Below are 22,545 nucleotides of genomic sequence, written 5' to 3'. Positions count from 1 at the left end.
AGGAGAGCGACATGGACGGCGGGCAGATACTGTTTCTGGTGATCGTATTCGCGGTGGTGGTGGCGTTGGTGCTGCTGGCCGTGCTGATGTTTTCGTCGGTGCCGTTGCGCCAGCGGCTGGGCAGTTTCATCGCACCGCCGCCAGTCGAGGTGCAGGACGACCATGGCTGGATCGAGCGGGTCGCCAAAGTGGCGCTGCCGTTCATGAAGTTGTCGTTGCCGGAGGAGGGCTGGGAAAAGAATCCGCTGCGCACGCGCTTCATGAACGCGGGCTGGCGCAACGCCAACGCGCCCACCCTGTATTTCGGCGCCAAGACAGTGCTGGCGCTGGGCGTGCCGACGCTGATGGCCGTGCTGGGTGCGGCCGCGCTCGATAGCGTGCCGCACAACGGCTTTCTGTTGATGCTGCTGTCGGGCGCGAGCCTGGGCTACTACAGCCCGAGCGTGGTGCTGGCGCGGGCCGCCGCGCGCCGCCAGCGCGAGATCTTCGAGAACTTCCCGGATGGCCTGGACCTGCTCACCGTGTGCGTGGAAGCGGGCTTGAGCCTGGAACGGGCGCTGGCCAAGGTGGCCGGCGAAATTCATATCAAGAGCGTGTCCCTGGCCCAGGAGCTGCAGTTGGTCTTGATGGAGATGCGGGCCGGCTTCAGCAAGGAAAAGGCGCTGCGCAACCTGGCCCTGCGCAGCGGGGTGGAGGATGTCGACACGCTGGTGGCGATGCTGATCCAGTCCGAGCGCTTCGGCACCAGCATGGGCGACTCGCTGCGAGTGCATTCGGACAACCTGCGCCACAAGCGCAGCCTGGCGGCCGAGGAGGCGGCGGCCAAGATCGGGCTCAAGCTGCTGTTTCCGCTAATCTTCTGCATCTTTCCCACCTTGATGCTGGTGTTGTTGGGGCCCGCCGCCATGCAGATCGCGCGCGTGCTGCTGCCTACGCTGTCGAGTACATCTTAATCGAGGGAGTCGAGCATGCGAGCCGTAATCCGTTTGTTGAGCGCCACCTGTGCCGGCACGGCGCTGCTGGCCTGTGGCAGCGTTGGTGTGGCGCCGCCGCCCGCGCCAGCGGCCTATCCGCTGGCCGACGAAGGCGAGCAGCTGGTCACCGCACTGGAACAGGCTTGCCTGCGCGATCCCTTGAACCCTGGCCATTGGGAACACCTGGCGCAAGCGCTGGAGCGGCAGGGGCAAGGAGCACGGGCGGCGTTGATGCGCAGGCAGGCGCAGTCGTTGCGGGCCCATGACGCAGCGAGCGACTATGCGCTGCTGGCCGGAGAGAGCGCGGCGCCGGCGGCTGCCCGCACGCCGCGCACCGAAGTGGTCGCCATTGGCGGTGCGATGGTGCAATTGCGGCGCGTGGTGGCGGGCGCACCGCCCGCCTCGCCGTCACCAGCATCGCCAGCGCTGGCGGAAGGCAACCTTCCCGTGCGGCTGGAGATCAGCAACGGCAATGGCGTGACCGGCATGGCGGCGGCGCTGGCGCGTACCATGCGCGGCGACGACGTGAAGGTGGTACGGCTGACGAATGTGCGGCCTTACGCGGTGCCCGTGAGCCGGATTGAATACCAGGTGGATCAGCAGGCGGCGGCCCAGGCGCTGGCGGCCCGGCTGGGCATGACGGCATCGGCGCCCCTCGAGGGCCCGCAGCGCGCGGAAGTGCGCATCGTGCTGGGGCGGGATATGCTCAGTGCCGCCGTGCTGCGGCAGCGCTACTTGAAGTAGGACGCAGCGGCTTATTCCCAGTGCAGGCTGCCCATGCCGCGCGCGCTGGCCTGGCGGTTGGCCGGATTGCCGTAGACGGTGGCTGAACCCAGTCCCGTCAAATTCATGTTGGCGCTATCCTTGGCGAACACACGCGCGCTGCCAAGACCTGTCAGGCTGACATCGACGCTGTTGGCCTCCAGCTGGCGCGCGTCGAGACTGCCCACGCCGCTCAAGCTGGCGTGCAGCTTCTTGGCCTGGCCGTGGACATGCATGCTGCCCGCACCGCGCAGGTTCAGGTCCATATTGTCGCTGCTGCCCGCGTCGAGGTTGATGCTGCCCGCGCCGCCCAGCTTGACGGTCACATTGCGGTACTGCGACTTGGCGTTGACGGCGCCCGCGCCATCGAGCGCCAGGCGCAGTGTATCGCCGCTGAAGCCGGTGATCTCGGCGGCGCCCACGCCGCTCGATACCAGTTCATGCAGGTTGGGCAGGGTCAGTTCCGCGCGCAGTTCCGTCTTGCCGATGCGCACGCCGCGCAGCTCGGTACCGATGTGCAGGCTGTCGCCATGCTGTTCCACCACCACCTTGGGCAAATAGCGCGGGTCGCCGTAGATGGTGAGCGCAGCCGGCCCCTGTTTCACGTGCAGATTGATCACGCCATCGAGGTTGATGTTGACGGTGCGCGCATCGACCGCGCGCTGCTCGCTGGCCACCTCAGCGGCCAGCGCGGTATGGGCTCCGCTGCACAGTGCCGTGGCCAGCAATGCCGCACGCAAGATTCGTTTCATGTTGATGCTCCCGTCGTCGTGATGTGGAGATGGCGTGCGCTTAGTTGCCCAGCGCTGCTTTCTGTTCGGCCGTCAGGCGCTTGGCGCTGATGGTCACCACTTGCATGGGGGCGCTGTCGACCTTGGCCACGGCGTGCGCTGCCGCGTGGTGCGCGGGGACGGCGGCGGTAGCCAGGCTGGTGCCGGCGATCAGCACGGTGGCGATGATGAAGATGGCTTCCATGTTTTTGGCGATGTTCATTTTGAGGCTCCTTGGGTTGGTGCTGCGTTTGAATGTGTGCTGCGATGAGTGAACTATAGGCAGGGCCGGTCCATGCCACCACCGGGATGCGACGAACTGCGTTTTTTGCGGGCCAGAATGCCGATGGCAAGCGGGAAGCGTGGTGCCGTTTGGCCGCGGGGACGGTGCTCGCCATCCGCCACATGTCGATCAGATGGTCGGCCGGTTATGGCGTGTTCGTGCTGTGCTGCATCGCGCTGTCCCGGCAAACGCCGTGGCAGGTTTTTTGCTTGTGTTGCAAGCAAGGTGATCTCGATGGAAAAGATGAAAAAACGCCACACTTGCTGGCATTTTTTTGCCTTTCTTGCACTGAATCGTGCACCATGCGGGAGCGCAGATGTATTCATATAGAGCAACCTTGCCACTCTTGGAAAGATTTCGCATGAAAATACGCAGAAAAGTCCTCGTCGTCGCCGTGGCGGCCACCCTGGCCGCGCCGGCCTGGTCGCAAAACGTACAGTCCGACCAGATCGAAGTCGTCAAAGTCACCGCCCAAAAGCGCAAGGAAGATCCCAGCAAGGTGGCGATGAGCATCAGCGCCGTCACCGGCGCCCAACTGCAGAACGAACACGTCACCGACATCACCGACCTGACCCGCGTGGTGCCCAACGTCTCCTTCACGGCCGCCACCGGCAACGGCGGGGCCGGACCGGGCACGTCGAATATCGAAATCCGCGGCATCAGCTCGGCGGCCGGCGCGGCCACGGTGGGCATCTATTTGGGCGAAGTGCCGGTCACGGTGGGTAACGTCTACACCATGGGCAACATCGAACCCAAGTTCTTCGACCTGGACCGGGTGGAAGTGCTGCGCGGTCCACAGGCCACGCTGTACGGCGCCGGCTCCATGGGCGGCACCATCAAGTTCGTACCCAACGAACCGGATTTGAAGGAACGCGAATTCACCACCTACACGGAAGCGTCCAGCACCAAGGGTGGCAGCATGAATTACGCAGCCAACATCGTCGGCAACTTCCCGCTGGTGAAGGATGAACTGGCGCTGCGCATCGGCGCCCAGGTGCAGCACACGGGCGGCTTCATCAACCAGGTCGACGGCGCCGGCAATACGCTGGCCAACAACATCAACAAGATCGACGACCAGGAATTGCGCGTGGCGCTCAAGTGGATGCCGAGCCGCGATCTCACCGTGTCGCCTTCGGTCTACTATCAGAGAGTCAATGCCAAGGATATCGCCGCCTTCAACCTGGAGTTGCCGCGCTATCAGGCGCAAAAGCAGGTGCGCGAGCCGTCCAATGACGTCCTGTTCGCGCCCAGCGTGACCGTCAACTGGGATATGGGCGCGGCCGACCTCACGGCCAGCACCAGCTATTTCCAGCGCAAGTTCGACCGCACGCAGAACGGTTCGGCCTACAACAGTTATTCGCTGTCGACCTTCCTGACCTCGGTGGCCGATGGCGGCACCGCGCCGCAGGAGTTGATCGATGGCGTGGCGGCGCTGCCGTCGGCCGTGTACCTGAACAATCAGGTGCGCCAGATCGCGCAGGAAGTGCGGTTGGCCTCCAAGCCATATGACGCGGCCGTGTCGCCGTGGACCTGGCTGGCCGGCGCCTATTACGCCAACCAGCACACCAACGTCACCGAGAATGACCCTATCTTCGGCGTCAACGCGTTATTCCAGCAGTTCGGCCTGAGCACGTCGGACCCGGACGTCTTGCCCGGCGCGTTCCCGAACGACTTCCCGAACGATAACTCATTCTCCGGCAACTTCCACTATCGCGAACGACAGGGCTCGGTGTTTGGCGAGGCCAATTACTACTTCACGCCGGCCGTGCACGCCACTGTGGGCGCGCGCTACCTGAAAGCCATCTCGACCCTGTCCCAGCTCAACGGCAACTATCTGGCCGGCGCAGGCAGCAACGGCGGCGGCGAACAGTCGTCCAAGGCGTTCACGCCGAAATACGCGCTGACGTGGGAGATCGATCCCAGCAACACGGTCTACACCAGCGTGGCCAAGGGCTTCCGCCTGGGCGGCTCCAACGTCTACGTACCGCCCACCACCTGCGGCCAGGATCTGGCGGCTAATGGCATCTCGGCCGCCCCCGGCACCTACGCATCGGACAGCCTGTGGAGTTACGAGGTTGGCAACAAATCGCGCTTTTTGGGCGGCCGCCTGACTGTCAACGCCGACCTGTTCTACGTGAAGTGGAAGAATATCCAGCAGGGTGTGTATCTGCCGACCTGCGCCTACACCTACAACGCCAACGCGGGCGATGCGACCAGCAAGGGCTTCGAGTTCGAGATCAAGGGCAAGCCGATGGCTGGCCTGACCTTGAGCGCGTCGGGCGGCTATGTGAAGGCGGAACTGTCGAACGATATCGGACTGCAGTCTGGCATCGTGGGCGCGCATGAGGGCGCGCCTATCCAGGGCGTGCCGAAGTACAACGCGGCCGTCAATGCGCAATACAACTTCGCCGTGGGCGAGCGCGGCGCGTTCGTGATGGGGGGCATGCAGTGGGTGGGTTCCAGCCACGGCTCGCTCGATCCGGACCAGACTGACTATCTGCGACCGGCCTATCACACGGTCGACCTGAGCGCGGGGATCAGCTTTGACCGCGTCAGCCTCACCGTGTTCGTCAAAAATGCGCTGGACGAGGATACGCTGATCCAGCATCCGCAGGTGGCGTCGATTGTGCAGGGTTACCGGGTGAATCCGCGCAGCATTGGGATGAGTTTGTCGAGCAAGTTCTGACGTTCAGTTCCCAGTTTGCTTGGGGCCGATCACGTAAGCGGTCGGCCTTTTTTCTGCCAACTGGCAATTACATATCAGGTCGCATCCAGCAATTGCATTTCGACACGCAGGCCGGCGGCAGCGGCCATGTTCACCAGCGCATCGATGGCGAACAAATTGATCTTGCCACGCATCAGATCCGAGACGCGCGGCTGGGTAACACCGAAGACTTTGGCCGCATCGGCTTGGCTCAGGCCGGCGCGCGTGATGTAACTCTTGAGCTGGACCATCAACTGAGAGCGGATTTTCATGTTCTCCGCCTCCTCCGTGGTGTCTTCAATGGCATCCCAGACGCTTGCAAAACGTTGCTCGGTCATTTTCCCAACTCCTGCTTTAAATTTCGGTAGCGTTGTCGTGCCAAATCGATGTCGTGTTTGCTGGTCTGTTCGGTTTTCTTCAGTGCAACACGTAGATCGCGTCGGCAAATTTCGCTACATAGACGACCCGGAATTCGCCAGACTCATCCCGAATTCGTATTTCCTTGATGCCAGGGCCAATGATACCCATGGGTTTCCAATCGTCAGGGTCGTTCCCATTTTGCACTAGATCAATTTGATGGCCCGCCTCACGCTTCGCTGCCAGCGGAAACGCGCGCAAATCGTCCAGAGAACTGCCGCAAAACGCTACTGGCTTTGGATCGGTCATACTTCAAATATACAAAAATTTGTATAAGCATGCAATGATGATCCGCAAATAAAAAATGCCTCACGTGCAAGACACGTAAGGCATTGTTTTTACTGATAATTTCTGGTGCGACTGCCGGTATCACATCACACTATGAAAATTTGAGAAAAATTCGATAAATACCAACACAAATACCAACAAAAAATAGATCTGCTGCCCTTGTTGTAAGAGTGTCATACCCGGCAGTGCACGCATTGCAACCAAGCCTGACTCTACAATTGATTTTGGTAACCAGTAGTTGACGTTTTTTCAATCAGCATTTAGTCTACGGTCACCTTCCCCTGACTTGCACAAGGCTGTTTATGTACGGAGCGTTACTTGGCGATCTTATAGGGTCGCCCTGGGAGTTCAACCGAATCAAGCACGATCGATTTGAGATGTTTTCGGCACAGTGCGCATTCACCGACGACACGATCATGACCGTTGCCGTCGCCGATTCTTTGTTACATAACGTCGATCCTGCCGCGTCAATGCGTGCTTGGGCCCAGCGGGTTAAGCCGCAGCGTGGCGGTTATGGCGCAATTTTTTGGGTATGGTTAAACAACCCCGACGACGAGCCATACGGGAGCGCCGGCAACGGTGGCGCGATGCGCGTATCGGCAGCAGGCATGTTAGGCAGCACACTAGATGATGTGTTAGCTAAGGCCACCATGGTCACCGCCTGCACTCATGACCATCACATCGGACTGAACGCTGCCAAGGCAACCGCCCACGCGATATGGATGGCAAAGAATCACGCGACGCAAAATCAGATCAGAGTAGCGCTAGAAGATGCATATGGCTACGATTTGTCGCGACCTTACGAGGTAGTGCAGCGCGAGTGCTTCCATTCTGAGCTAGCTATTCCTTCGGTGCCCGAAGCGATTACATGTGCGCTGCAGTCCACATCATTCGAAGATTGCATGCGTAAGGTAGTTGCGTTAGGTGGCGATTCCGATACCCAGGCTGCAATCGCGGGCCCAATCGCTGAAATGCTTTGGGGGATTCCGGAAGAGTATATGTTCGAGTTGCGCGCGCGCATTCCGGCACATATGCTCAATATCATCGATGCTATATATATAGCCTGACAGAATAGCTGTGACGAACATTTCACAGTGCATATCGAAGCTCATGCATGTTTCATTGCACAATTGCTGACGTCTCAAAAGGGGCCGGCGACAGCGAACTTGGGTTACGCCCCATTTACCTGTAAGGATCGTTTGCTATGCATCGAATCGCTTCTGGTGAGGAATGTATTGCTGCAGCTGAAATCGTAGCGAGATATGCGGCTTTTACGGGTATTGAGCTACATGCCACGAACGCCGGCAAGCCCCGTGAGGGTTCTTCAAGGTAGGCTAGCGCTGCCCATAAGTTGATCAATCGTCAGGCGCTTCTGAGCTGATAAACGATGAAACCAGGTTGACGCCGATAGCAATACTTATTGCTGGGAATATATTGACCCAAATACTTGCACCCTCCGTCCAAAATTTCATCTGCCTATTTGATACATGGCCGACCGAGGGCGCAGTCGAGGCGAGTGCCTGTAGTGTTCCGTCCAACGCAAAAAAAGCCACGCCAAGCAATATTAATAGTAATCCACAACAGAATGAACCGACCTGCCATGACTTATAGTTGCTGGCAAGCGAGCCAAGAATCGCGAGTTGGAAAATCCCCATCCCCACACCAATTCGATTTGGCATAGAGTCGTTTACTCCTGGGACCATGAGGATAATAGGAGCGATTTAATAATGTGCCCACCAAAATAGTAAAGAATTTTCGATTGCCATGCTCCATTCGAGACTCCATGTAAAAGCACTTAATGTATTCGATAATTCAATATTCTGTTGTTAGGAAGCATTATTTATTACGCTCCGTCAGATTGCACTGTTTTTGTTCTCTGTCAGGCGTGTAGTACGCGATGGTTGGACAGGCAAAATTACCACCGACTGAGCCGAGAGGAAATGAAAGACGCTAGGCCGGCCATCGAAGACTACGGCCGAGCAGCGCGCCGCCATCGTCGCTAAGTACGCCGCAGGCGAAAGCGTCAGCGCTTTGGCTCGTATGTATGATGTTTCGCGGGTAAATATTCTAGGGGTTGTGAAGCTCTTGTAACTGAGGAAGTATGAAAACTGCAATAAAAAAAGGCCTCAGCTTCAACGCTTTGGCCTTTTTCAGCAATCACTGACTATGCTGATGCAGCTTCAGTATAGAATTTCTTCCGACGTTCTTTAACAATGGCAGGAACATACCTGTTCTTTTCGTGCTGGTTTCCTAGACCTAAAAGCTCATATAAGGAACCGCCAATGCCTGGGAGAACGTTCTCGCCATCCTTGTCTTTTTCAGTATCAGTAACGAAATGGACGTACTCAAATTTGGAACTAATGTCCAAAGGAAATTCTTTAGCTAAGCGCTGCTCGGCGCCCAATAGCATAACTGGCGATGCGACAATGATTCGCGAAGGTTGAGCAAACGAAACCACGCGAGTTAAGTTTGTCTTCACTACACAAGCGCCCGAGATGATGGACTTCACCATAATAAAGATGGAATCTTTGGTATTGAAATCTTCTTTATACTGGCGACCAATGGGAGAGAGTGAAACACCATCTTGCCTGATTTTGTCATTCCATAGGCAAACAAAGTGTACGCGTTCTCCAAAACCGTCTTTTTCCAGCTCTTCTATTAAGCCGCGCCCAAGGAAGTCGGCGTCTTCAACTGTGCATACAACACAAATATCTAAAGTGTCGGACTTCTCTAGCTTGGAAACAATGCCGGCCCCCAAATGTCTACCGATTTGCAGCATCTGATCGCGGTACTTAGGTGGATTGTTTTGGATAGTATGAAGCTCATCCACCAGCTTTTGAGCCACGGGGTCTTTTTTAGAAAAATCGGTAAAAGTTCTCATGGGAGAAGCTCCTCAAAGCCGTCGAATGTCGTTGGAGCCACTTGCTCAACGTTCTCTTGAAATTGAACGAATTGTGGGTCTCGACAACTAAATGGCAATACGCCGGTCATCCCAAATCCCGACCAGCTAAAAAACCCCTTGCTAACATCGTACGTCAATCCTGCTATTTGAGCAAGAATGCTTACAAACTGTGCACGTAGTGTGGCGGGCTCGTCTATCAGACCCTCAACCCGGAGAAGACTAGGTACGCAACCATTTGCCGACCGCAATATGGCGTCAATGCTTGCACCCTCTGGATTGTTCATGCAGCCAATAATCAGTACGCCGAGAACTCCGGTCAACTCATCCTTAGTCGGTGCACTCGACTTGGAGAGGGCAATTAGCGGTCCATGCAATGCTTCATTTTCCAGCACCAGGCGATTCAAAGAATCGCTATACGGAAAATAGACTGCGGATGAGTGCGCCGAAATTTGAGCAGGCATAGATGCCTGCATGGCAGCAACTTGCTCAGTGCTCGACATCACTAAAGTCGTACGCGGGTCCACCTGACGCTCGTGGGTGGCTAAGGTGTATTGATAATGGAAATCAGTAGAAATCGGATGGTCACCCGCGGTCCAGGAGATATTTGCCACGTTCTTGAGTTGATAATACTCAGTTTTTTGCGGGCTGCTAAGAACTGCGTCATCCACAAAACCACGTGTCTGTCCTCCTAAAAAAGGCCAGTGAGTCACCGGATTTGCAAAATGTGATGCCGCAATCTCTGCAACCTTATGTGCGATAAAGAAGTCCTCATAACGAGTACCTTTTTTCCCACTGGCACCTCCACGCTGCTTATTCTGCGCGTAGATAGCTGCAGCTTCACCCAAGCACGCAATAATTGACGCATTGGAATTGAGCGGTGCAGAAGGTACAGCTCGCAGAACTTGTTGCATGGGCTTCCTTACTTGTCTTGGGGCAATTATGTCACTAACTGCTAACGTGCGCTATTTTTTCAACGGCCAACAATAAAATAACACGTTGTGTAAAAGCCTACACAGTGCCCACATGGCGGATACGCAGGCTGCAAATGCAACAAAGGATTGCGACCAAATCAGTCGCAACCCTTTGTTTTTACTGCTAATTTCTGGTGCCGACTGCCGGTTTCGAACTGGCCACCTGATGATTACAAATCAACTGCTCTACCAAATGAGCTAAGTCGGCGAAACTTGTACGGTGCGGATTATAGCTTATTTAATTCGCGTGAGGGTGGGGCGGCCACCCTTTTTGGGCGGGTCGGTATCGTCGTCCGGCGCGCTGGTGGTAACGCTGTCGGGCTCGCTCTGGGCCGATGGCACGGCGGCCAGCGACGGTGCAGACGGGGCCGCTTCCGGCGCCGCTTCGCTATAACCGAGCTGGGTCTCGAACGCCATGCCCTGGCCATTCTCGTTGGCGTAGATGGCCATCACATTGTTGACCGGGACGAAGATTTCACGCGATACGCCGCCAAAGCGGGCGTGGAAACGGATGCTGTCGTTGTCCATCTTGAGGCCGGAGGTGGCGCCGAAACTGATGTTGAGGACGATCTCGCCCTTCTTCACATATTCCATCGGTACCGTGGTCGCGCCATCGACCTTGACGGCCAGATACGGGGTGTAGCCGCTATCGGTGCACCATTCGTAGATGGCGCGCAGCATGTAGGGCTTGGTTGAAATTTCGGACATGATGAGTCAGCAGTAAAACGCGGCGCGCCGCCGCTGTGGGCCGCGGCGCGCCAATACTTCAATTGAGGCGGTCGGCGCGATTAACGGCGCATGACCTTTTCCGACGGGGTCAGCGCTTCGATGTAGGCGGGACGCGAGAAGATGCGCTCGGCGTACTTCATCAGCGGCGCGGCCGTCTTCGACAGTTCGATGCCGTAGTGATCCAGGCGCCACAGCAGCGGGGCCACGGCCACGTCCAGCATCGAGAACTCGTCGCCCAGCATGTACTTGTTCTTCAGGAACAGCGGCGCCAGCGTCGTCAGGCGGTCGCGGATTTCCGCGCGGGCCTTGTCGTGGCTCTTGTCGTTGCCCTTGGCGCGTTCGCTTTCCAGCACATGCACGTGGACGAACAGTTCTTTTTCGAAGTTGAACAGCATCAGACGGGCACGGGCGCGCATCAGCGGGTCGGCCGGCATCAGTTGCGGGTGCGGGAAGCGCTCGTCGATGTACTCATTGATGATGTTCGATTCGTACAGGATCAGTTCGCGCTCGACCAGGATCGGTACCTGGCCATACGGGTTCATGGTCGAAATGTCTTCCGGCTTGTTGAACAGGTCGACGTCGCGCACTTCGAAGTCCATGCCTTTTTCAAACAGGACCAGGCGGCAGCGCTGGGAAAATGGGCAGGTCGTGCCCGAATAGAGAACCATCATTTTTATAGTTCCTTAGAAACAAAGAGGGTGAATCCGTCAAAACGGATCACCCTGGATCGCCCGCCAACGCGGGCCACACAAACACATGCGCCGCCACACGCGGCGGCGGCGCACAATCTTATTTGACTTCTTTCCAGTAGGAAGCGTTCAAGCGCCATGCCAGCAGGGCGAACAGCGACATGAACAGGACCACCGCCACGCCGAGGCGCTTGCGGGTACCTTGGGCAGGTTCAGCCATCCATTCCATGTAGCCTACCAGATCGGCGACGGCCGTATCATACTCGATCTTGGACAGCTTGCCCGGCGTGACTTGCTCGAAGCCGGCGAAATGGTGCACTTTCTTGCCTGGTTCATGCGGATCGTCCACCTCTTCCATCTTGGCCGTCTGCGCGCCTTGCAATTCCCACAACACGTGCGGCATGGCCACATTGGCCAGCACCAGGTTGTTCCAGCCGGTGGGGCGGGTGTCATCCTTGTAGAAGGTGCGCAGGTAGGTGTACAGATAGTCGCCGCCGGTGCCGGCGCCCGACGCCTTGGCGCGGGCGATCACGGACAGGTCGGGCGGCACCACGCCGAACCATGCTTTCGCATCTTTGGCCTGCATGGTGGTGGTCATCATGTCGCCCACTTTTTCCCCGGTGAACAGCAGGTTGGCCTTGATCTGGTCTTCCGTCAGGCCCAGGTCCTTCAGGCGGTTGTAGCGCATGGAGGAGGCGTTGTGGCAGTTCAGGCAATAGTTGACGAACAGCTTGGCGCCGTTTTGCAGGGCGGCCATGTTGTTGGAACGGTCAGGCGCCTTGTCCAGCGGATAGCCACCTTCGTTGGCCAGTGCCAGGCCTGGCAGCAATGCCAGGATCGCGAGCAGTTTCTTCGTGAAATTCATGTAATGTCCTTTGAGTGCTGAGCGTGGGTCGGCTTAGTGCGCGTGGAACGTCACACGGTCCGGCACTTTCTTGAAGCTACCCATGGTGCTCCACCACGGCATCAGCAGGAAGAAGCTGAAGTAGAACAGCGTGCACACTTGCGCAACCATGGTCTTGGTTTCCGTCGGCGGCTGGGTACCCAGGTAGCCCAGGGTCAGGAACGACAGACCGAACAGCAGGTATACATATTTGTGCCAGTCAGGACGGTAGCGGATCGATTTCACCGGCGAGTGGTCCAGCCATGGCAGGAACGCCAGGATCACGACCGAACCGCCGAAGAACACCACACCCCAGAACTTCGCGTCCAGCACCTGCGGCAGCATGCCGATGATGGCCAGCAGCGCGATACCGGCGATGGCCGCCTTGACCTTGCTTGGCAGGCTGGACTTGAGCCACACGAACGACACATAGGCCGCGGTGCCGAACATCAGCACGTACATGAAGTCAGCCGTGGTGGCGCGCAGCACCGAGTAGAACGGCGTGAAGTACCAGGTAGGCGCGATGTGCAGCGGGGTCTTGAGCGAGTCGCCTGGCAGGAAGTTGTTGTACTCCAGGAAGTAGCCGCCCATTTCCGGCGCGAAGAACACCACGGCGCTGAAGATGGTCAGGAACACGGACACGCCGAACAGGTCGTGCACGGTGTAGTACGGATGCGATGGGATGGAATCGACTGGATGGCCGTCCGGACCCAGGTTTTCCTTCACTTCGATGCCGTCCGGGTTGCTCGAACCGATTTCGTGCAGCGCGATCAGGTGAGCGGCGACCAGGCCCAGCAGGACCAGTGGAATGGCGATCACGTGGAATGCGAAGAAGCGGTTCAGGGTGGCGTCGGACACCACGTAGTCACCACGGATCCACAGCGACAGGTCTGGGCCGATGAAGGGGATGGCGCCAAACAGGTTGACGATCACTTGCGCGCCCCAGTACGACATCTGGCCCCATGGCAGCAGGTAGCCGAAGAACGCTTCGGCCATCAGGCACAGGAAGATGGCGAAACCGAACAGCCAGATCAGTTCACGTGGCTTGCGGTAGGAACCGTACATCAGGCCGCGCGTCATGTGCAGGTAGACGATGATGAAGAACGACGAAGCGCCGGTCGAGTGCATATAGCGCACCAGCCAGCCCCACGGTACTTCACGCATGATGTATTCGACCGAACCGAAGGCCAGCGCGGCGTCCGGCTTGTAGTGCATGGTCAGGAAGATACCGGTGACGATCTGCAGCACCAGCACCAGCATGGCCAGCGAACCGAAGATGTACCAGAAGTTGAAGTTTTTCGGCGCGTAGTACTTGCCCCATTGGTCGTTCCACAGCTTGGTCAGCGGGAAGCGGTCGTCGACCCAGCCCAGCGCCTTTTGCGCGGCCGGTGCGTCGGCGGGGAATTTGGTTTCTTTAAATGCCGCCATATTATGCCTCGCCCTTTTCGTCTTTACCGATGACCAGCTTGGTGTCGCTCAGGTACATATGGCGCGGCACTTGCAGGTTGTCCGGTGCGGGTTTGTTCTTGAACACGCGGCCGGCCATGTCGAAGGTCGAACCGTGGCATGGGCACAGGAAGCCGCCAGCCCAGTCGTCCGGCAGCGATGGCTGCGGACCGGGGGTGAACTTGGACGATGGCGAGCAACCGAGGTGGGTGCAAATGCCGACCGCCACCAGGATTTCCGGCTTGATCGAACGGTGTTCGTTGCGCGCATACTCGGGCGTGAATTCGGCCGGGTTACGTTTCGATTCGGCGTCCGCCACCTTGCCGTCGGTCTGCTTGAGCGAGGCGATCATTTCCGGCGTGCGCTTGAGGATCCACACGGGCTTGCCGCGCCATTCCACTGTTTTCATCTCGCCCGGATTGAGGGTGGAGATATCCACTTCCACCGGCGCGCCAGCGGCTTTCGCCCGCTCCGACGGCTGGAAGGTACTTACCAAGGCTCCTGCGGTGCCTACACCGACCACACTGCCCGCCGCACACGTGGCGACGAGCAAGCCACGTCGGCCGGAATCGACCTGCTTTTCGTTACTCATACAAACCCCAATCAAGTCAAAATGCGAACAAAACGCGAAATCTTTACGATGCGCTAATATAGGCGCTAGCAACCTTAAATTATATGTGAACCGTGTTGCGAGTTAAAGCAAAAACCTTTCCCAGACCGTAAGTGAAATCAAGCCAGGGCCACTCAAGGCTTGAATTGTCGCCACCCACCCCGAACTGTGAGCGCTTGCCCGGTTTAATTGATGCAAATCAAGCTTATAGCCTAAATTGCATGCGTTGAGTGCAACTCTGTGCCCTGTTTGGCTTCTTATTGAAACAATAGTATGATCCAGACGCAACTTTGTTCAAAATTGACCACACAGCGAGGATAGTAAAATGCCAATGATGCAGGAATTTAAAGAGTTCGCGATGAAGGGCAACGTGGTCGACCTGGCCGTCGGTGTGATCATCGGTGGCGCGTTCGGCAAGATCGTCGACTCCCTCGTGCAAGACATCATCATGCCGCCCATCGGCAAGCTGTTCGGCGGCCTCGATTTCGCCAACTACTATTTGCCCTTGAATGGCCAGAACCCGGCCCTGAGCCTGGCGGAGGCGAAAAAGCTGGGCGCTGTCCTCGCGTACGGTAACTTCGCCACCATCCTGCTAAACTTCCTGATACTGGCGTTCGTGATCTTCCAGATGGTGCGCCTGATGAACAAGGCCCGCCACCTGACCGAAGCTGCCAAGCCGGCCGAGCCGGAAGCGGCGCCGGCCACGCCGGAAGACGTGGTGCTGCTGCGCGAAATCCGCGACGCCCTGAAGACCCGCTAGACCCCGGCCATGCCCGCGCCTTGAAGCGCGGCATGTCCACCTGATAGAAACGCTATGCGACGACTGTGGTTATTGTTTGCGCAAACGGTGACCATCGTGTTGGCACTGTATTTCGTCTATACGGCCCTGGGCAACGGGGCCGTCGGTGGACGTATCCCCATGTCCGCCGGCCCGGCGCCGGCGCTGGCCTTGCCTGCGTCGTCGGCCCACACCTCGGGGAGTTACCGCGCGGCGGCGGCGCGCGCCATGCCGGCCGTGGTCAACATTCTCACCAGCAAGGCACCCCGGCGCGGCAAGCATTTGCTGCGCGACCCCTTCTTCAAGAAATTCTTCGGCGACCGCGACGGCGAGCCGGACGATGAGGAATCGAGCCTCGGTTCCGGCGTCATCGTCAGTCCGGAAGGCTATATCCTGACCAACAACCATGTGGTGGAGGCGGCCGACGAGATCGAAGTGGTGCTGGCCGACGGCCGCAAGGCCGCCGCCAAGGTGGTGGGCACGGATCCGGAAACGGACCTGGCCGTCATCAAGATCGGCCTCGACAAGCTGCCCGTGATCGTGCTGGGCCAGCCGGAGCAAGCCCAGGTGGGTGACGTGGTGCTGGCCATCGGCAACCCGTTCGGCGTGGGGCAGACTGTCACCATGGGCATTATTTCCGCGCTGGGCCGCAACAACCTGCACATCAACCATTTCGAAAACTTCATCCAGACCGACGCCGCCATCAACTTCGGCAACTCGGGTGGCGCCCTGATCGACACCAACGGCAACCTGCTGGGCATCAACTCGGCCATTTATTCGCAGACGGGCGGTTCGGTCGGCATCGGCTTCGCCATTCCCGTCTCCACGGCCCGTTCGGTGATGGACGCCATCATCAAGTCCGGCCACGTGGTGCGCGGCTGGATCGGGGTGGAAACCCAGGAAATCACGCCGGAACTGGCGGAAAGCTTCGGCCTGAGCCGGCAGAGCGGCGCCATCATCGCCGGCGTGGTGCGCAACGGCCCGGCCGACAAGGGCGGCATGAAACCGGGTGACATCCTGCTGTCGGTGGAAGGGCGGCCGGTGGCCGACACCAACGAAGTACTGAACCTGATCGCCCAGCTCACGCCGGGCGGCAACGCCAAAATGACGGTGCTGCGCAAGAGCCGCGAAACCACGCTCGACATCGTGGTGGGCAAGCGGCCGGCCGGCGTCAAATAAAGCCGCGCCCCGGCGCGGTCCCTACAATTCATCGGAACCTGCATGCATCTGCGCGACCTGACCCAATACCTTAAAGAACTGGAAGACAACAACAACCGTCCCTGGTTCATCATGAACAAGCCGCGCTATGACATCCTGCGCGAGGAATTCCTGCAAGTGGTCACCGAGCTGATCGCCGCGCTCGGCAAGTTCGATCCGGCCGTCAAGTTCTGCAATCCCAAGAAAGCCATGTTCCGCATCAACCGCGACGTGCGCTTCGCCAACGACAAGAGCCCGTATAAGACCCGCTTCTCGGCCGCTATCGCGCCCAACGACATGCGCCGCCCCAGCAAGGCGGGCGGCCCCACGTATTACATGCAGATGGATGGCAACGGCAAGCTGCTGTTCGGCGCCGGCGAGTACATGCCGCCGCCGGGCCGGCTGCGCGCCTTGCGCCAGCTCATGGTCGATGACGCGGCCGGCTTCACCAAGGTGCTCAAGAACAAGCGCCTGCGCGCCACCTTTGGCGACATCCAGAACGAAGGCAAGCTGATGCGTCCGCCCAAGGGCTTCGACCCCGAGGCCGAGCACATCGAGTACATCAAGCTGAAAAGTTTCTTCGTGTGGACGGAAATTGATTTGCCGATCAACCGGCCGGAGCAGGTGGTGCCCACCATCGCCGCCGGCATGCAGGATGCGTTCGCGCTGGTGAGCTGGATGCGGCAAGCCAAGGAAGAGGACGTGGCCGAATAAGGCCGCTACGAAAAGCGAAAAAGCGCGAAAAAGCGGGGTCAGTTCCGGCATCGTGCCATTAATTTGGCATGTTGCCGGAACTGACCCCGCCTCTCGGAACTGACCCCGCCTCTTGCTTCTAAGGCAAGTTCACTTTAATTGCCGTTGGCGGGCGCGATCTTCTCATCGCGCGGGTCGCGCGCCAGCAGCCGCGCCACCATGGCCTTGGGCGGCACGCCGTCAAACAGCACGCCGGCCACGGCATTGGTGATCGGCATGTCTACCCCCAGCGTGCCGGCCAGTTCGCGCACGGCCTTGGCGCATGGCACGCCCTCGGCCACATGACCGAGTTCATGCACGATCACGTCCAGCGGCTTGTCCTGCGCCAGCCCCAGGCCCACGCGCCGGTTGCGCGACAGGTCGCCGGTGCAGGTCAGGATCAAATCGCCCATGCCCGTCAGGCCCATGAAGGTTTCCACCTGGCCACCCAGACGGGTGCCGAGCCGCGTGATTTCCGCCAGACCGCGCGTGATCAGGGCCGCGCGCGCGTTCAAGCCCAGGCCCAGGCCGTCGGCCACGCCGGTGGCGATGGCCAGGATATTCTTGACGGCGCCGCCCACCTCCACCCCCACCAGGTCGGTGCTGACATACACGCGGATATTGCCGCCATGCACGGCCGATACCACCGCCTCGCGCAGTGGCGCCGAGTCGGAGGCGATGGTCAGCGCGCACGGCAGGCCGCGCGCCACTTCCTGCGCGAACGAAGGGCCGGACAGGGCGCCGGCCGGCACCGTAGCGCCCAGCACCTGGCGCACGATCTGGTGCGGCAGCAGGCCGGTGCCGTATTCAAAGCCCTTGCACAGCCATACCAGGTTGGCGATGGGGCGGGTTTTCAGTTGTTCCAGCAGCGGGCGCAAGCCGGCCACGGGGCAGGCCGCGATCAGCAGGCCGTCCGGGCTGGCCGCATGGGCCAGGGCCGCGTCGAAATCGGGTTCGACAGTCAGGCCGGCCGGAAACGGGAAGCCGGGCAGGTAAGTGGTGTTCTCGCCGGCGGCGGCCATGGCTTGCATGGCGGCCGTGTCGCGCCCCCACAGGCGCACGGCATGGCGCTGGGCCAGGGCGATGGCGACGGCCGTGCCCCAGGCGCCGGCGCCCAGCACGGTGATGTGGCGCACGATCGCGGTTTTATTGCTTGATTGGTCTTGCATGGCGCCTCGCGCAGCGTTGAAAGGGCGGCACGATGCCGCCCGGGCCTCACAGGCCCCAGATGTCGGTATTCTTGATAAAGCCGGTCAGGCCGTCGCGGTGACGCACCTTGGCCCAGCCGCTGGCGGCCGGTTCGACCAGTTCCAGCAGCACGCCCTTGTCGGCGGTGAACACGGGGGTGCCATTGTCGTCGGCCGTGGCGCGGATCTTGACGTTGGCGCTGCGTACGATCACGTTGCGCTTGGCGCTCAGGCCTTTCGCTTCCGTCCACGCCAGTTCGCCGCTCAGGTCGCGCACCTTGACCCAGTCGCCATAGGTCAGTACCACTTCCAGCGGCGTGCCGCGTGGCACGATGAACAGCTTGCCGCCCTTGGTGGAGGGGGCATCGTACAGGATGGCCGGGGCCGCGCCCACCGTCTTGAAGTCGAACGCCTGGCTACTGGCCGCGGCCAGCATCAGCAGGGCGCCTGCGATCCAACGGGGTAAAGTCATTGCTTGCCTTAAAGGTAACAGACCGGCGGGCGCGTGGGACGCGGGCCGCCGGTCTAGTGTCGTGCTAGCTGTGCTGCTTAGTGCGCTGGGGTAGCGTCGCCGTTGGCCTTGGCGGCCGCTTCGGCCATCGCTGCCATGCGCTGCTGGTAGAACACTTCGAAGTTGATCTCAGCCAGGTGCACGGGCGGGAAGCCGGCACGGGTGATCATGTCGGCGATGTTGGCGCGCAGGTAAGGGTAGACGATGTTCGGGCAGCCGATACCCAGCAGTGGGTCCAGTTGTTCGGCCGGAATGTTGCGTGCCTCGAAGATGCCGCCTTGCTTGCCTTCGACCAGGAATGCCACTTTATCCTTGATCTTGGCGGTCACGGTGATGGTCACGGTCGACTCGAAGATGCCGTCGGCCAGGGGCTCGGCGCCCACGTCCAGTGCCACTTCGATGGCTGGCGCTTCCTGCTCCAGGAAGATGGCTGGGGAATTCGGTTGTTCCAGCGACATGTCTTTCAGGTAGACGCGTTGGATTTGGAATACGGGTTGCAGGTTTTCTTCAGACATGGAACGCTTTCGTTATAGTGGAATCGGGCGGCCGGGCCGCCCCGTATCAGTTAGTTTGCGAGGTCTTCTGGAAGGCTCAAATCAAACGCGAGGGCAATTGTATCAAAACCAATTCGAATTCCGACGATTTCCGCCCGCGCGTTGTATTTGGGGTGCTTTAACCTTTTAACAAGGGGTCCAGGCCGCCGGCCTGGTCGAGCGCGTACAGGTCGTCGAAGCCACCGACGTGGGTCTCGCCGACGTAAATCTGGGGCACGGTGCGGCGGCCGGTGCGTTCCATCATCAGCACCCGTTGTTCAGGGTCCAGGTCGACACGGATCTTGTTGATGGCGGTCACGCCTTTCGCTTCCAGCAGGCGCTCGGCGCGCACGCAGTAAGGGCAAACGGCGGTGCTATACAGGGTGACAGGGGCAGTCATGCGGCATCCTTCCTTTATTTCGACAACGGCAGGCCGGCGGTTTTCCACGCAGCAACACCACCATCCAGATTGACGACGTCGGCGAAACCGGCTTTTTGCAGCAGGCCGGCGGCCGAGGCGGCGCGCGCGCCGCTCTGGCACACCACGATCACGCTCTTGCTCTTGGCGCCATCGAGTTCGCCGACCCGCTTGGCCAGCTCGGCCAGCGGAATGTTCTTGGCGTTAGGCAAGTGTCCGGTGGCGAACTCGGTGGCGTCGCGTACATCCACAATGGTGGCTTTACCGCGATTAATCAACCGGGTCACTTCCAGCGCCGAGGCGCGTTTGCCCCGTTGCGTCAGGACCGGCCACAGCAGGGCGCCGCCCGAAACAAGCACGATGGCGATGATGAAAATGTTATCAATGAAGAATTTCACGGTGGTCCAATGGTTGAAGTTGATGCGCGCATTATAAAATAGAAGGCTGGAAGAGTTCTGTTAGCCACGTTTTTCTGTCCGTTCACTCCTTTTTGAGATAGTCCTATGTACAAAATCGTATTCATGCGCCATGGCGAGTCCACCTGGAACCTGTCGAACCGCTTCACCGGCTGGACCGATGTCGACCTGACGGAAAAAGGCGTCGCCGAAGCGACGGCCGCCGGCGCCGTCCTGAAGGAAGCCGGTTTCACCTTCGACCTGGCCTACACCTCGGTGCTCAAGCGCGCCATCCGCACCCTGTGGCTGACGCTGGACGCGATGGATATGATGTACTTGCCAATCAAGCATGACTGGCGCCTCAACGAGCGTCACTACGGCGCCTTGCAGGGCCTGGACAAGGCGGAAACGGCCGCCAAGTACGGCGACGACCAGGTGCTGGTGTGGCGCCGCAGCTACGACACCCCGCCGCCACCGCTGGCCGAGAACGATGACCGCACCTCGTTCAACGACCCGCGCTACGCCGGCCTGCCCAAGTCGTCCATCCCGCTGACCGAATGCCTGAAGGACACCGTGGCCCGCGTGATGCCGGCCTGGGACGAGGAAATCGCTCCCGCCATCCGCGCCGGCAAGCAAATCCTGATCTCGGCCCACGGCAACAGCCTGCGCGCCCTGATCAAGATGCTCGACGGCATCAGCGATGAGGACATCGTCGGCCTTAACATCCCCAACGGCCAGCCCCTGGTGTACGAGCTGGACGCCGACCTCAAGCCGATCCGCCACTACTATCTGGGCGACGCGGCCGCCATCGCGGCGGCGCAAGCGGCCGTGGCCAACCAAGGGAAGGCCAAGTAATTTGCCGCTGCCTCATTTCCCCCGCGGCCGTGGCCGCGGCGTAGCTGTCCTGTTGTGCGCTTTGCTGACCATGGCCCTGGCCGGCGGCACGGCGCACGCCCGGACCACGGAACGCGCCAGACAGAAAGCGGCGGCCGAGGCCGAGCGCGCCGGTTTGCAGCAAAAGCTCACCGCCCTCAAGCGCGACATCAGCAAGACGGAATCGGCCAAGGATGACGCGGCCGACACCCTGGCCGAGTCCGAGCAAGCTATTTCCGACGCCAACCGCTCGCTGCGCGACCTGACGGCCGAGCAGGCCGCCACCAACGACAGGCTGGCCCGCCTGTCGGTCGAACACGACCGGCTGGTGGTGACGGTCGAGCAGCAGAAACAGCAGCTGTCCCGGCTGCTGCGCCAGCAGTACGTGGCGGGCAATGAGGATCGCATCAAGTTATTGTTGTCAGGTGATAACCCCAACCGCATCAACCGCGACCTGCAGATGCTGGCTTATGTATCGCAGGCACAAGCCCGTCTGCTGGACGCGTTGCGGGCCAATTTGAAGGCGGTGGAAGCCAACCAGGCCGAGGCGCAGAACGCCAAGGACGAGCTGGCCGAGATCGCGGAAGAAGAATTACAGCAAAAAGCCTTGCTGGAACAGGAAAAAGGCCGCCGCGCGGCCTTGCTGGCCACGCTGTCCAAGCGGCTGGTGGCCCAGCGCAAGGAAGTGGGCAATGTGGAACGGGACGAGCAACGCATGGCCGGCCTGGTCGACAAACTGTCGCGCCTGATCAAGGAACAGGCCGAGGCCGCCGCTGCCGAGCAGCGCCGCCAGCAGGAACTGGCCGCCGCCCGCGCCGCCAAGGCCAAGGCCGACGCGGAAGCGAAAGCCCAGGCGCTGGCCAAGGCGCGCGCGGCCGAGGCCGAGGCCCGTGCCGAACGCGAACGCCTGGCCAAGGCTGGCAAGAGCGGCGCCGGCAAGGTGCAGCCAGCGCCAGTCAAGCCGCCCGTCAAGCTGGAACCGATCGATGCGGACGAACCCAAGGTGGCCCAGCAGCCCAAGCCGGAGCCGAAGCCCGAACCAGCCGCCAAGCCGGCTGACATCGCACTGGCCCCGGCCGCCCCGGCCGGCGCGTTCGAAGCCATGAAAGGCCAGTTGCGCCCCCCCGTGGCCGGCAAGCTGGCCGCCAAGTTCGGCGCCAAGCGCGGCGACGGCCCCAGCTGGAAGGGCGTGTTCATCCGTGCCACGGAAGGGGCGGACATCCACGCCATCGCCGGCGGCCGGGTGGTGTTCGCGGAATGGCTGCGCGGCTTCGGCAACCTCATCATCGTCGACCATGGCGGCCAGTACATGAGCATCTATGGCAATAACCAGTCGCTGCTGAAACGGGCCGGCGACGCCGTCAAGGCCGGCGACGCCATCGCCAGCGCCGGAAACAGCGGCGGTAACGAGGAATCAGGTTTATACTTCGAGCTTCGCCACCAGGGCCGTCCGTTTGATCCGGCTGGCTGGGTCAGGTTCTAGCATTTTCAGC

At 60.0% G+C, this 22,545-nt stretch carries 26 protein-coding genes, 1 tRNA gene and 2 pseudogenes; 10 read left to right on the top strand and 19 right to left on the bottom strand.

Annotation, left to right across the window (positions count from 1 at the left end):
• Positions 1-11: 11 nt before the first annotated feature.
• Together H3H39_RS01550 and H3H39_RS01545 are read left to right on the top strand one after the other, a co-directional pair.
• Complete coding sequence (locus H3H39_RS01550; protein ID WP_182151498.1) at positions 12-953, top strand: type II secretion system F family protein; 942 nt, start codon at positions 12-14, stop codon at positions 951-953.
• 15 nt (positions 954-968) lie between these two features.
• Positions 969-1,718 (top strand): LytR C-terminal domain-containing protein, encoded by a 750-nt coding sequence (locus H3H39_RS01545; protein ID WP_182151497.1) that lies wholly within the window; start codon positions 969-971, stop codon positions 1,716-1,718.
• 11 nt (positions 1,719-1,729) lie between these two features.
• Here the strand turns inward: H3H39_RS01545 and H3H39_RS01540 are convergent, their stop codons facing one another.
• Genes H3H39_RS01540 through H3H39_RS01530 form a run of 3 tightly spaced genes read right to left on the bottom strand, consistent with a single transcriptional unit; the run spans position 1,730 to position 3,115 of the window.
• The gene (locus tag H3H39_RS01540) at positions 1,730-2,488 is read right to left on the bottom strand and encodes a GIN domain-containing protein (RefSeq protein WP_182151496.1); all 759 of its coding nucleotides are present in this window, start codon (positions 2,486-2,488) and stop codon (positions 1,730-1,732) included.
• A gap of 40 nt (positions 2,489-2,528) precedes the next feature.
• Positions 2,529-2,729, bottom strand: coding sequence for a hypothetical protein (locus H3H39_RS01535; RefSeq protein ID WP_182151495.1), 201 nt, complete (start codon positions 2,727-2,729; stop codon positions 2,529-2,531).
• A 53-nt stretch (positions 2,730-2,782) separates the two neighbouring features.
• On the bottom strand, positions 2,783-3,115 hold the full coding sequence (locus H3H39_RS01530) for a hypothetical protein (protein ID WP_182151494.1): 333 nt from the start codon (positions 3,113-3,115) through the stop codon (positions 2,783-2,785).
• A 35-nt stretch (positions 3,116-3,150) separates the two neighbouring features.
• Here H3H39_RS01530 and H3H39_RS01525 point away from each other — a divergent pair, with 35 nt between their 5' ends.
• On the top strand, positions 3,151-5,475 hold the full coding sequence (locus tag H3H39_RS01525) for a TonB-dependent receptor (RefSeq protein ID WP_182151493.1): 2,325 nt from the start codon (positions 3,151-3,153) through the stop codon (positions 5,473-5,475).
• 74 nt (positions 5,476-5,549) lie between these two features.
• On the opposite strand, the gene H3H39_RS01520 is transcribed toward H3H39_RS01525, so the two are convergent.
• Both H3H39_RS01520 and H3H39_RS01515 read right to left on the bottom strand, forming a co-directional pair.
• Positions 5,550-5,831, bottom strand: coding sequence for a helix-turn-helix domain-containing protein (locus H3H39_RS01520; protein WP_182151492.1), 282 nt, complete (start codon positions 5,829-5,831; stop codon positions 5,550-5,552).
• Positions 5,828-6,159, bottom strand: a pseudogene (locus H3H39_RS01515) (type II toxin-antitoxin system RelE/ParE family toxin). The gene H3H39_RS01520 and the pseudogene H3H39_RS01515 overlap by 4 nt, the downstream one beginning before the upstream one ends.
• A gap of 341 nt (positions 6,160-6,500) precedes the next feature.
• Here H3H39_RS01515 and H3H39_RS01510 point away from each other — a divergent pair.
• Positions 6,501-7,265 (top strand): ADP-ribosylglycohydrolase family protein, encoded by a 765-nt coding sequence (locus H3H39_RS01510; RefSeq protein WP_182151491.1) that lies wholly within the window; start codon positions 6,501-6,503, stop codon positions 7,263-7,265.
• A 288-nt stretch (positions 7,266-7,553) separates the two neighbouring features.
• Here the strand turns inward: H3H39_RS01510 and H3H39_RS01505 are convergent, their stop codons facing one another.
• Positions 7,554-7,877, bottom strand: coding sequence for a hypothetical protein (locus H3H39_RS01505; protein WP_182151490.1), 324 nt, complete (start codon positions 7,875-7,877; stop codon positions 7,554-7,556).
• Between the two features lie 286 nt (positions 7,878-8,163).
• Here H3H39_RS01505 and H3H39_RS28480 point away from each other — a divergent pair.
• Positions 8,164-8,289: pseudogene (locus H3H39_RS28480) on the top strand (recombinase family protein); the annotation flags it as partial.
• 73 nt (positions 8,290-8,362) lie between these two features.
• Here the strand turns inward: H3H39_RS28480 and H3H39_RS01500 are convergent.
• The 8 genes from H3H39_RS01500 to petA form a co-directional block, all read right to left on the bottom strand.
• The gene (locus H3H39_RS01500; protein WP_182151489.1) at positions 8,363-9,079 is read right to left on the bottom strand and encodes a hypothetical protein; all 717 of its coding nucleotides are present in this window, start codon (positions 9,077-9,079) and stop codon (positions 8,363-8,365) included.
• Positions 9,076-10,011 (bottom strand): hypothetical protein, encoded by a 936-nt coding sequence (locus H3H39_RS01495; RefSeq protein ID WP_182151488.1) that lies wholly within the window; start codon positions 10,009-10,011, stop codon positions 9,076-9,078. Before H3H39_RS01495 ends, H3H39_RS01500 begins: the two co-directional genes overlap by 4 nt.
• A 192-nt stretch (positions 10,012-10,203) precedes the next feature.
• Positions 10,204-10,279 (bottom strand) — tRNA-Thr (locus H3H39_RS01490).
• 26 nt (positions 10,280-10,305) lie between these two features.
• Positions 10,306-10,779, bottom strand: coding sequence for a ClpXP protease specificity-enhancing factor (locus H3H39_RS01485; protein ID WP_182151487.1), 474 nt, complete (start codon positions 10,777-10,779; stop codon positions 10,306-10,308).
• Between the two features lie 80 nt (positions 10,780-10,859).
• Positions 10,860-11,471 carry a glutathione S-transferase N-terminal domain-containing protein gene (locus H3H39_RS01480; protein ID WP_017877976.1) on the bottom strand — a complete coding sequence of 204 codons (612 nt, stop codon included), beginning with the start codon at positions 11,469-11,471 and terminating at the stop codon, positions 10,860-10,862.
• 118 nt (positions 11,472-11,589) lie between these two features.
• Positions 11,590-12,354 carry a cytochrome c1 gene (locus H3H39_RS01475; RefSeq protein ID WP_182151486.1) on the bottom strand — a complete coding sequence of 255 codons (765 nt, stop codon included), beginning with the start codon at positions 12,352-12,354 and terminating at the stop codon, positions 11,590-11,592.
• A 33-nt stretch (positions 12,355-12,387) separates the two neighbouring features.
• Positions 12,388-13,800 (bottom strand): cytochrome b, encoded by a 1,413-nt coding sequence (locus tag H3H39_RS01470; protein ID WP_182151485.1) that lies wholly within the window; start codon positions 13,798-13,800, stop codon positions 12,388-12,390.
• Between the two features lies 1 nt (position 13,801).
• Positions 13,802-14,410, bottom strand: a complete 609-nt coding sequence (petA, locus tag H3H39_RS01465; protein WP_182151484.1) for a ubiquinol-cytochrome c reductase iron-sulfur subunit — start codon at positions 14,408-14,410, stop codon at positions 13,802-13,804.
• 343 nt (positions 14,411-14,753) lie between these two features.
• Here petA and mscL point away from each other — a divergent pair, with 343 nt between their 5' ends.
• From mscL to H3H39_RS01450, 3 genes are read left to right on the top strand one after another with little or no spacing between them, the layout of a single operon-like run.
• Complete coding sequence (gene mscL, locus H3H39_RS01460) at positions 14,754-15,188, top strand: large conductance mechanosensitive channel protein MscL (protein WP_182151483.1); 435 nt, start codon at positions 14,754-14,756, stop codon at positions 15,186-15,188.
• 54 nt (positions 15,189-15,242) lie between these two features.
• Positions 15,243-16,385: a trypsin-like peptidase domain-containing protein gene (locus H3H39_RS01455; RefSeq protein WP_182151482.1), complete on the top strand. Its 1,143-nt coding sequence runs from the start codon at positions 15,243-15,245 to the stop codon at positions 16,383-16,385.
• A gap of 42 nt (positions 16,386-16,427) precedes the next feature.
• Entirely contained in the window at positions 16,428-17,117 is a 690-nt protein-coding gene (locus H3H39_RS01450; RefSeq protein WP_182151481.1) for a DUF2461 domain-containing protein, read from the top strand.
• A 134-nt stretch (positions 17,118-17,251) separates the two neighbouring features.
• Here H3H39_RS01450 and H3H39_RS01445 read toward each other — a convergent pair whose 3' ends face one another.
• The 5 genes from H3H39_RS01445 to H3H39_RS01425 all read right to left on the bottom strand — a co-directional run bounded on the left by H3H39_RS01445 (position 17,252) and on the right by H3H39_RS01425 (position 20,182).
• Entirely contained in the window at positions 17,252-18,304 is a 1,053-nt protein-coding gene (locus H3H39_RS01445) for an NAD(P)H-dependent glycerol-3-phosphate dehydrogenase (protein WP_182151480.1), read from the bottom strand.
• Positions 18,305-18,350: 46 nt separating this feature from the next.
• Positions 18,351-18,794 (bottom strand): SH3 domain-containing protein, encoded by a 444-nt coding sequence (locus tag H3H39_RS01440; RefSeq protein WP_182151479.1) that lies wholly within the window; start codon positions 18,792-18,794, stop codon positions 18,351-18,353.
• Between the two features lie 77 nt (positions 18,795-18,871).
• Positions 18,872-19,348: a protein-export chaperone SecB gene (gene secB, locus H3H39_RS01435; RefSeq protein WP_182151478.1), complete on the bottom strand. Its 477-nt coding sequence runs from the start codon at positions 19,346-19,348 to the stop codon at positions 18,872-18,874.
• Positions 19,349-19,505: 157 nt separating this feature from the next.
• A complete protein-coding gene (grxC, locus tag H3H39_RS01430; RefSeq protein ID WP_182151477.1) occupies positions 19,506-19,766 on the bottom strand; it encodes a glutaredoxin 3 in 261 nt (86 codons plus the stop codon).
• Positions 19,767-19,780: 14 nt separating this feature from the next.
• Positions 19,781-20,182 carry a rhodanese-like domain-containing protein gene (locus H3H39_RS01425; protein WP_182151476.1) on the bottom strand — a complete coding sequence of 134 codons (402 nt, stop codon included), beginning with the start codon at positions 20,180-20,182 and terminating at the stop codon, positions 19,781-19,783.
• Between the two features lie 105 nt (positions 20,183-20,287).
• On the opposite strand from H3H39_RS01425, the gene gpmA reads away from it, so the two are divergent.
• Both gpmA and H3H39_RS01415 read left to right on the top strand, forming a co-directional pair.
• Positions 20,288-21,034, top strand: coding sequence for a 2,3-diphosphoglycerate-dependent phosphoglycerate mutase (gene gpmA / locus H3H39_RS01420; RefSeq protein ID WP_182151475.1), 747 nt, complete (start codon positions 20,288-20,290; stop codon positions 21,032-21,034).
• Between the two features lie 70 nt (positions 21,035-21,104).
• Positions 21,105-22,535 carry a murein hydrolase activator EnvC family protein gene (locus H3H39_RS01415; protein WP_182151934.1) on the top strand — a complete coding sequence of 477 codons (1,431 nt, stop codon included), beginning with the start codon at positions 21,105-21,107 and terminating at the stop codon, positions 22,533-22,535.
• Positions 22,536-22,545: the final 10 nt, after the last annotated feature.

This window comes from Rugamonas apoptosis (assembly GCF_014042355.1).
Classification (GTDB): Bacteria; Pseudomonadota; Gammaproteobacteria; order Burkholderiales; family Burkholderiaceae_D; genus Rugamonas; species Rugamonas apoptosis.
This window is presented reverse-complemented; position numbering and strand designations above follow the sequence as displayed.

Bases quoted from the DNA above. Each gene is read 5' to 3' on its own strand.
- secB (WP_182151478.1), bottom strand. From the start codon at position 19,348: ATGTCTGAAGAAAACCTGCAACCCGTATTCCAAATCCAACGCGTCTAC.
- gpmA (WP_182151475.1), top strand. From the start codon at position 20,288: ATGTACAAAATCGTATTCATGCGCCATGGCGAGTCCACCTGGAACCTG.
- H3H39_RS01530 (WP_182151494.1), bottom strand. From the start codon at position 3,115: ATGAATACATCTGCGCTCCCGCATGGTGCACGATTCAGTGCAAGAAAG.
- H3H39_RS01535 (WP_182151495.1), bottom strand. From the start codon at position 2,729: ATGAACATCGCCAAAAACATGGAAGCCATCTTCATCATCGCCACCGTG.
- H3H39_RS01525 (WP_182151493.1), top strand. From the start codon at position 3,151: ATGAAAATACGCAGAAAAGTCCTCGTCGTCGCCGTGGCGGCCACCCTG.
- H3H39_RS01500 (WP_182151489.1), bottom strand. From the start codon at position 9,079: ATGAGAACTTTTACCGATTTTTCTAAAAAAGACCCCGTGGCTCAAAAG.
- H3H39_RS01540 (WP_182151496.1), bottom strand. From the start codon at position 2,488: ATGAAACGAATCTTGCGTGCGGCATTGCTGGCCACGGCACTGTGCAGC.
- H3H39_RS01470 (WP_182151485.1), bottom strand. From the start codon at position 13,800: ATGGCGGCATTTAAAGAAACCAAATTCCCCGCCGACGCACCGGCCGCG.
- H3H39_RS01455 (WP_182151482.1), top strand. From the start codon at position 15,243: ATGCGACGACTGTGGTTATTGTTTGCGCAAACGGTGACCATCGTGTTG.
- petA (WP_182151484.1), bottom strand. From the start codon at position 14,410: ATGAGTAACGAAAAGCAGGTCGATTCCGGCCGACGTGGCTTGCTCGTC.
- H3H39_RS01415 (WP_182151934.1), top strand. From the start codon at position 21,105: ATGGCCCTGGCCGGCGGCACGGCGCACGCCCGGACCACGGAACGCGCC.
- H3H39_RS01485 (WP_182151487.1), bottom strand. From the start codon at position 10,779: ATGTCCGAAATTTCAACCAAGCCCTACATGCTGCGCGCCATCTACGAA.
- mscL (WP_182151483.1), top strand. From the start codon at position 14,754: ATGCCAATGATGCAGGAATTTAAAGAGTTCGCGATGAAGGGCAACGTG.
- H3H39_RS01480 (WP_017877976.1), bottom strand. From the start codon at position 11,471: ATGATGGTTCTCTATTCGGGCACGACCTGCCCATTTTCCCAGCGCTGC.
- H3H39_RS01440 (WP_182151479.1), bottom strand. From the start codon at position 18,794: ATGACTTTACCCCGTTGGATCGCAGGCGCCCTGCTGATGCTGGCCGCG.
- H3H39_RS01450 (WP_182151481.1), top strand. From the start codon at position 16,428: ATGCATCTGCGCGACCTGACCCAATACCTTAAAGAACTGGAAGACAAC.
- H3H39_RS01545 (WP_182151497.1), top strand. From the start codon at position 969: ATGCGAGCCGTAATCCGTTTGTTGAGCGCCACCTGTGCCGGCACGGCG.
- H3H39_RS01510 (WP_182151491.1), top strand. From the start codon at position 6,501: ATGTACGGAGCGTTACTTGGCGATCTTATAGGGTCGCCCTGGGAGTTC.
- H3H39_RS01550 (WP_182151498.1), top strand. From the start codon at position 12: ATGGACGGCGGGCAGATACTGTTTCTGGTGATCGTATTCGCGGTGGTG.
- H3H39_RS01520 (WP_182151492.1), bottom strand. From the start codon at position 5,831: ATGACCGAGCAACGTTTTGCAAGCGTCTGGGATGCCATTGAAGACACC.
- H3H39_RS01495 (WP_182151488.1), bottom strand. From the start codon at position 10,011: ATGCAACAAGTTCTGCGAGCTGTACCTTCTGCACCGCTCAATTCCAAT.
- H3H39_RS01505 (WP_182151490.1), bottom strand. From the start codon at position 7,877: ATGCCAAATCGAATTGGTGTGGGGATGGGGATTTTCCAACTCGCGATT.
- grxC (WP_182151477.1), bottom strand. From the start codon at position 19,766: ATGACTGCCCCTGTCACCCTGTATAGCACCGCCGTTTGCCCTTACTGC.
- H3H39_RS01475 (WP_182151486.1), bottom strand. From the start codon at position 12,354: ATGAATTTCACGAAGAAACTGCTCGCGATCCTGGCATTGCTGCCAGGC.
- H3H39_RS01445 (WP_182151480.1), bottom strand. From the start codon at position 18,304: ATGCAAGACCAATCAAGCAATAAAACCGCGATCGTGCGCCACATCACC.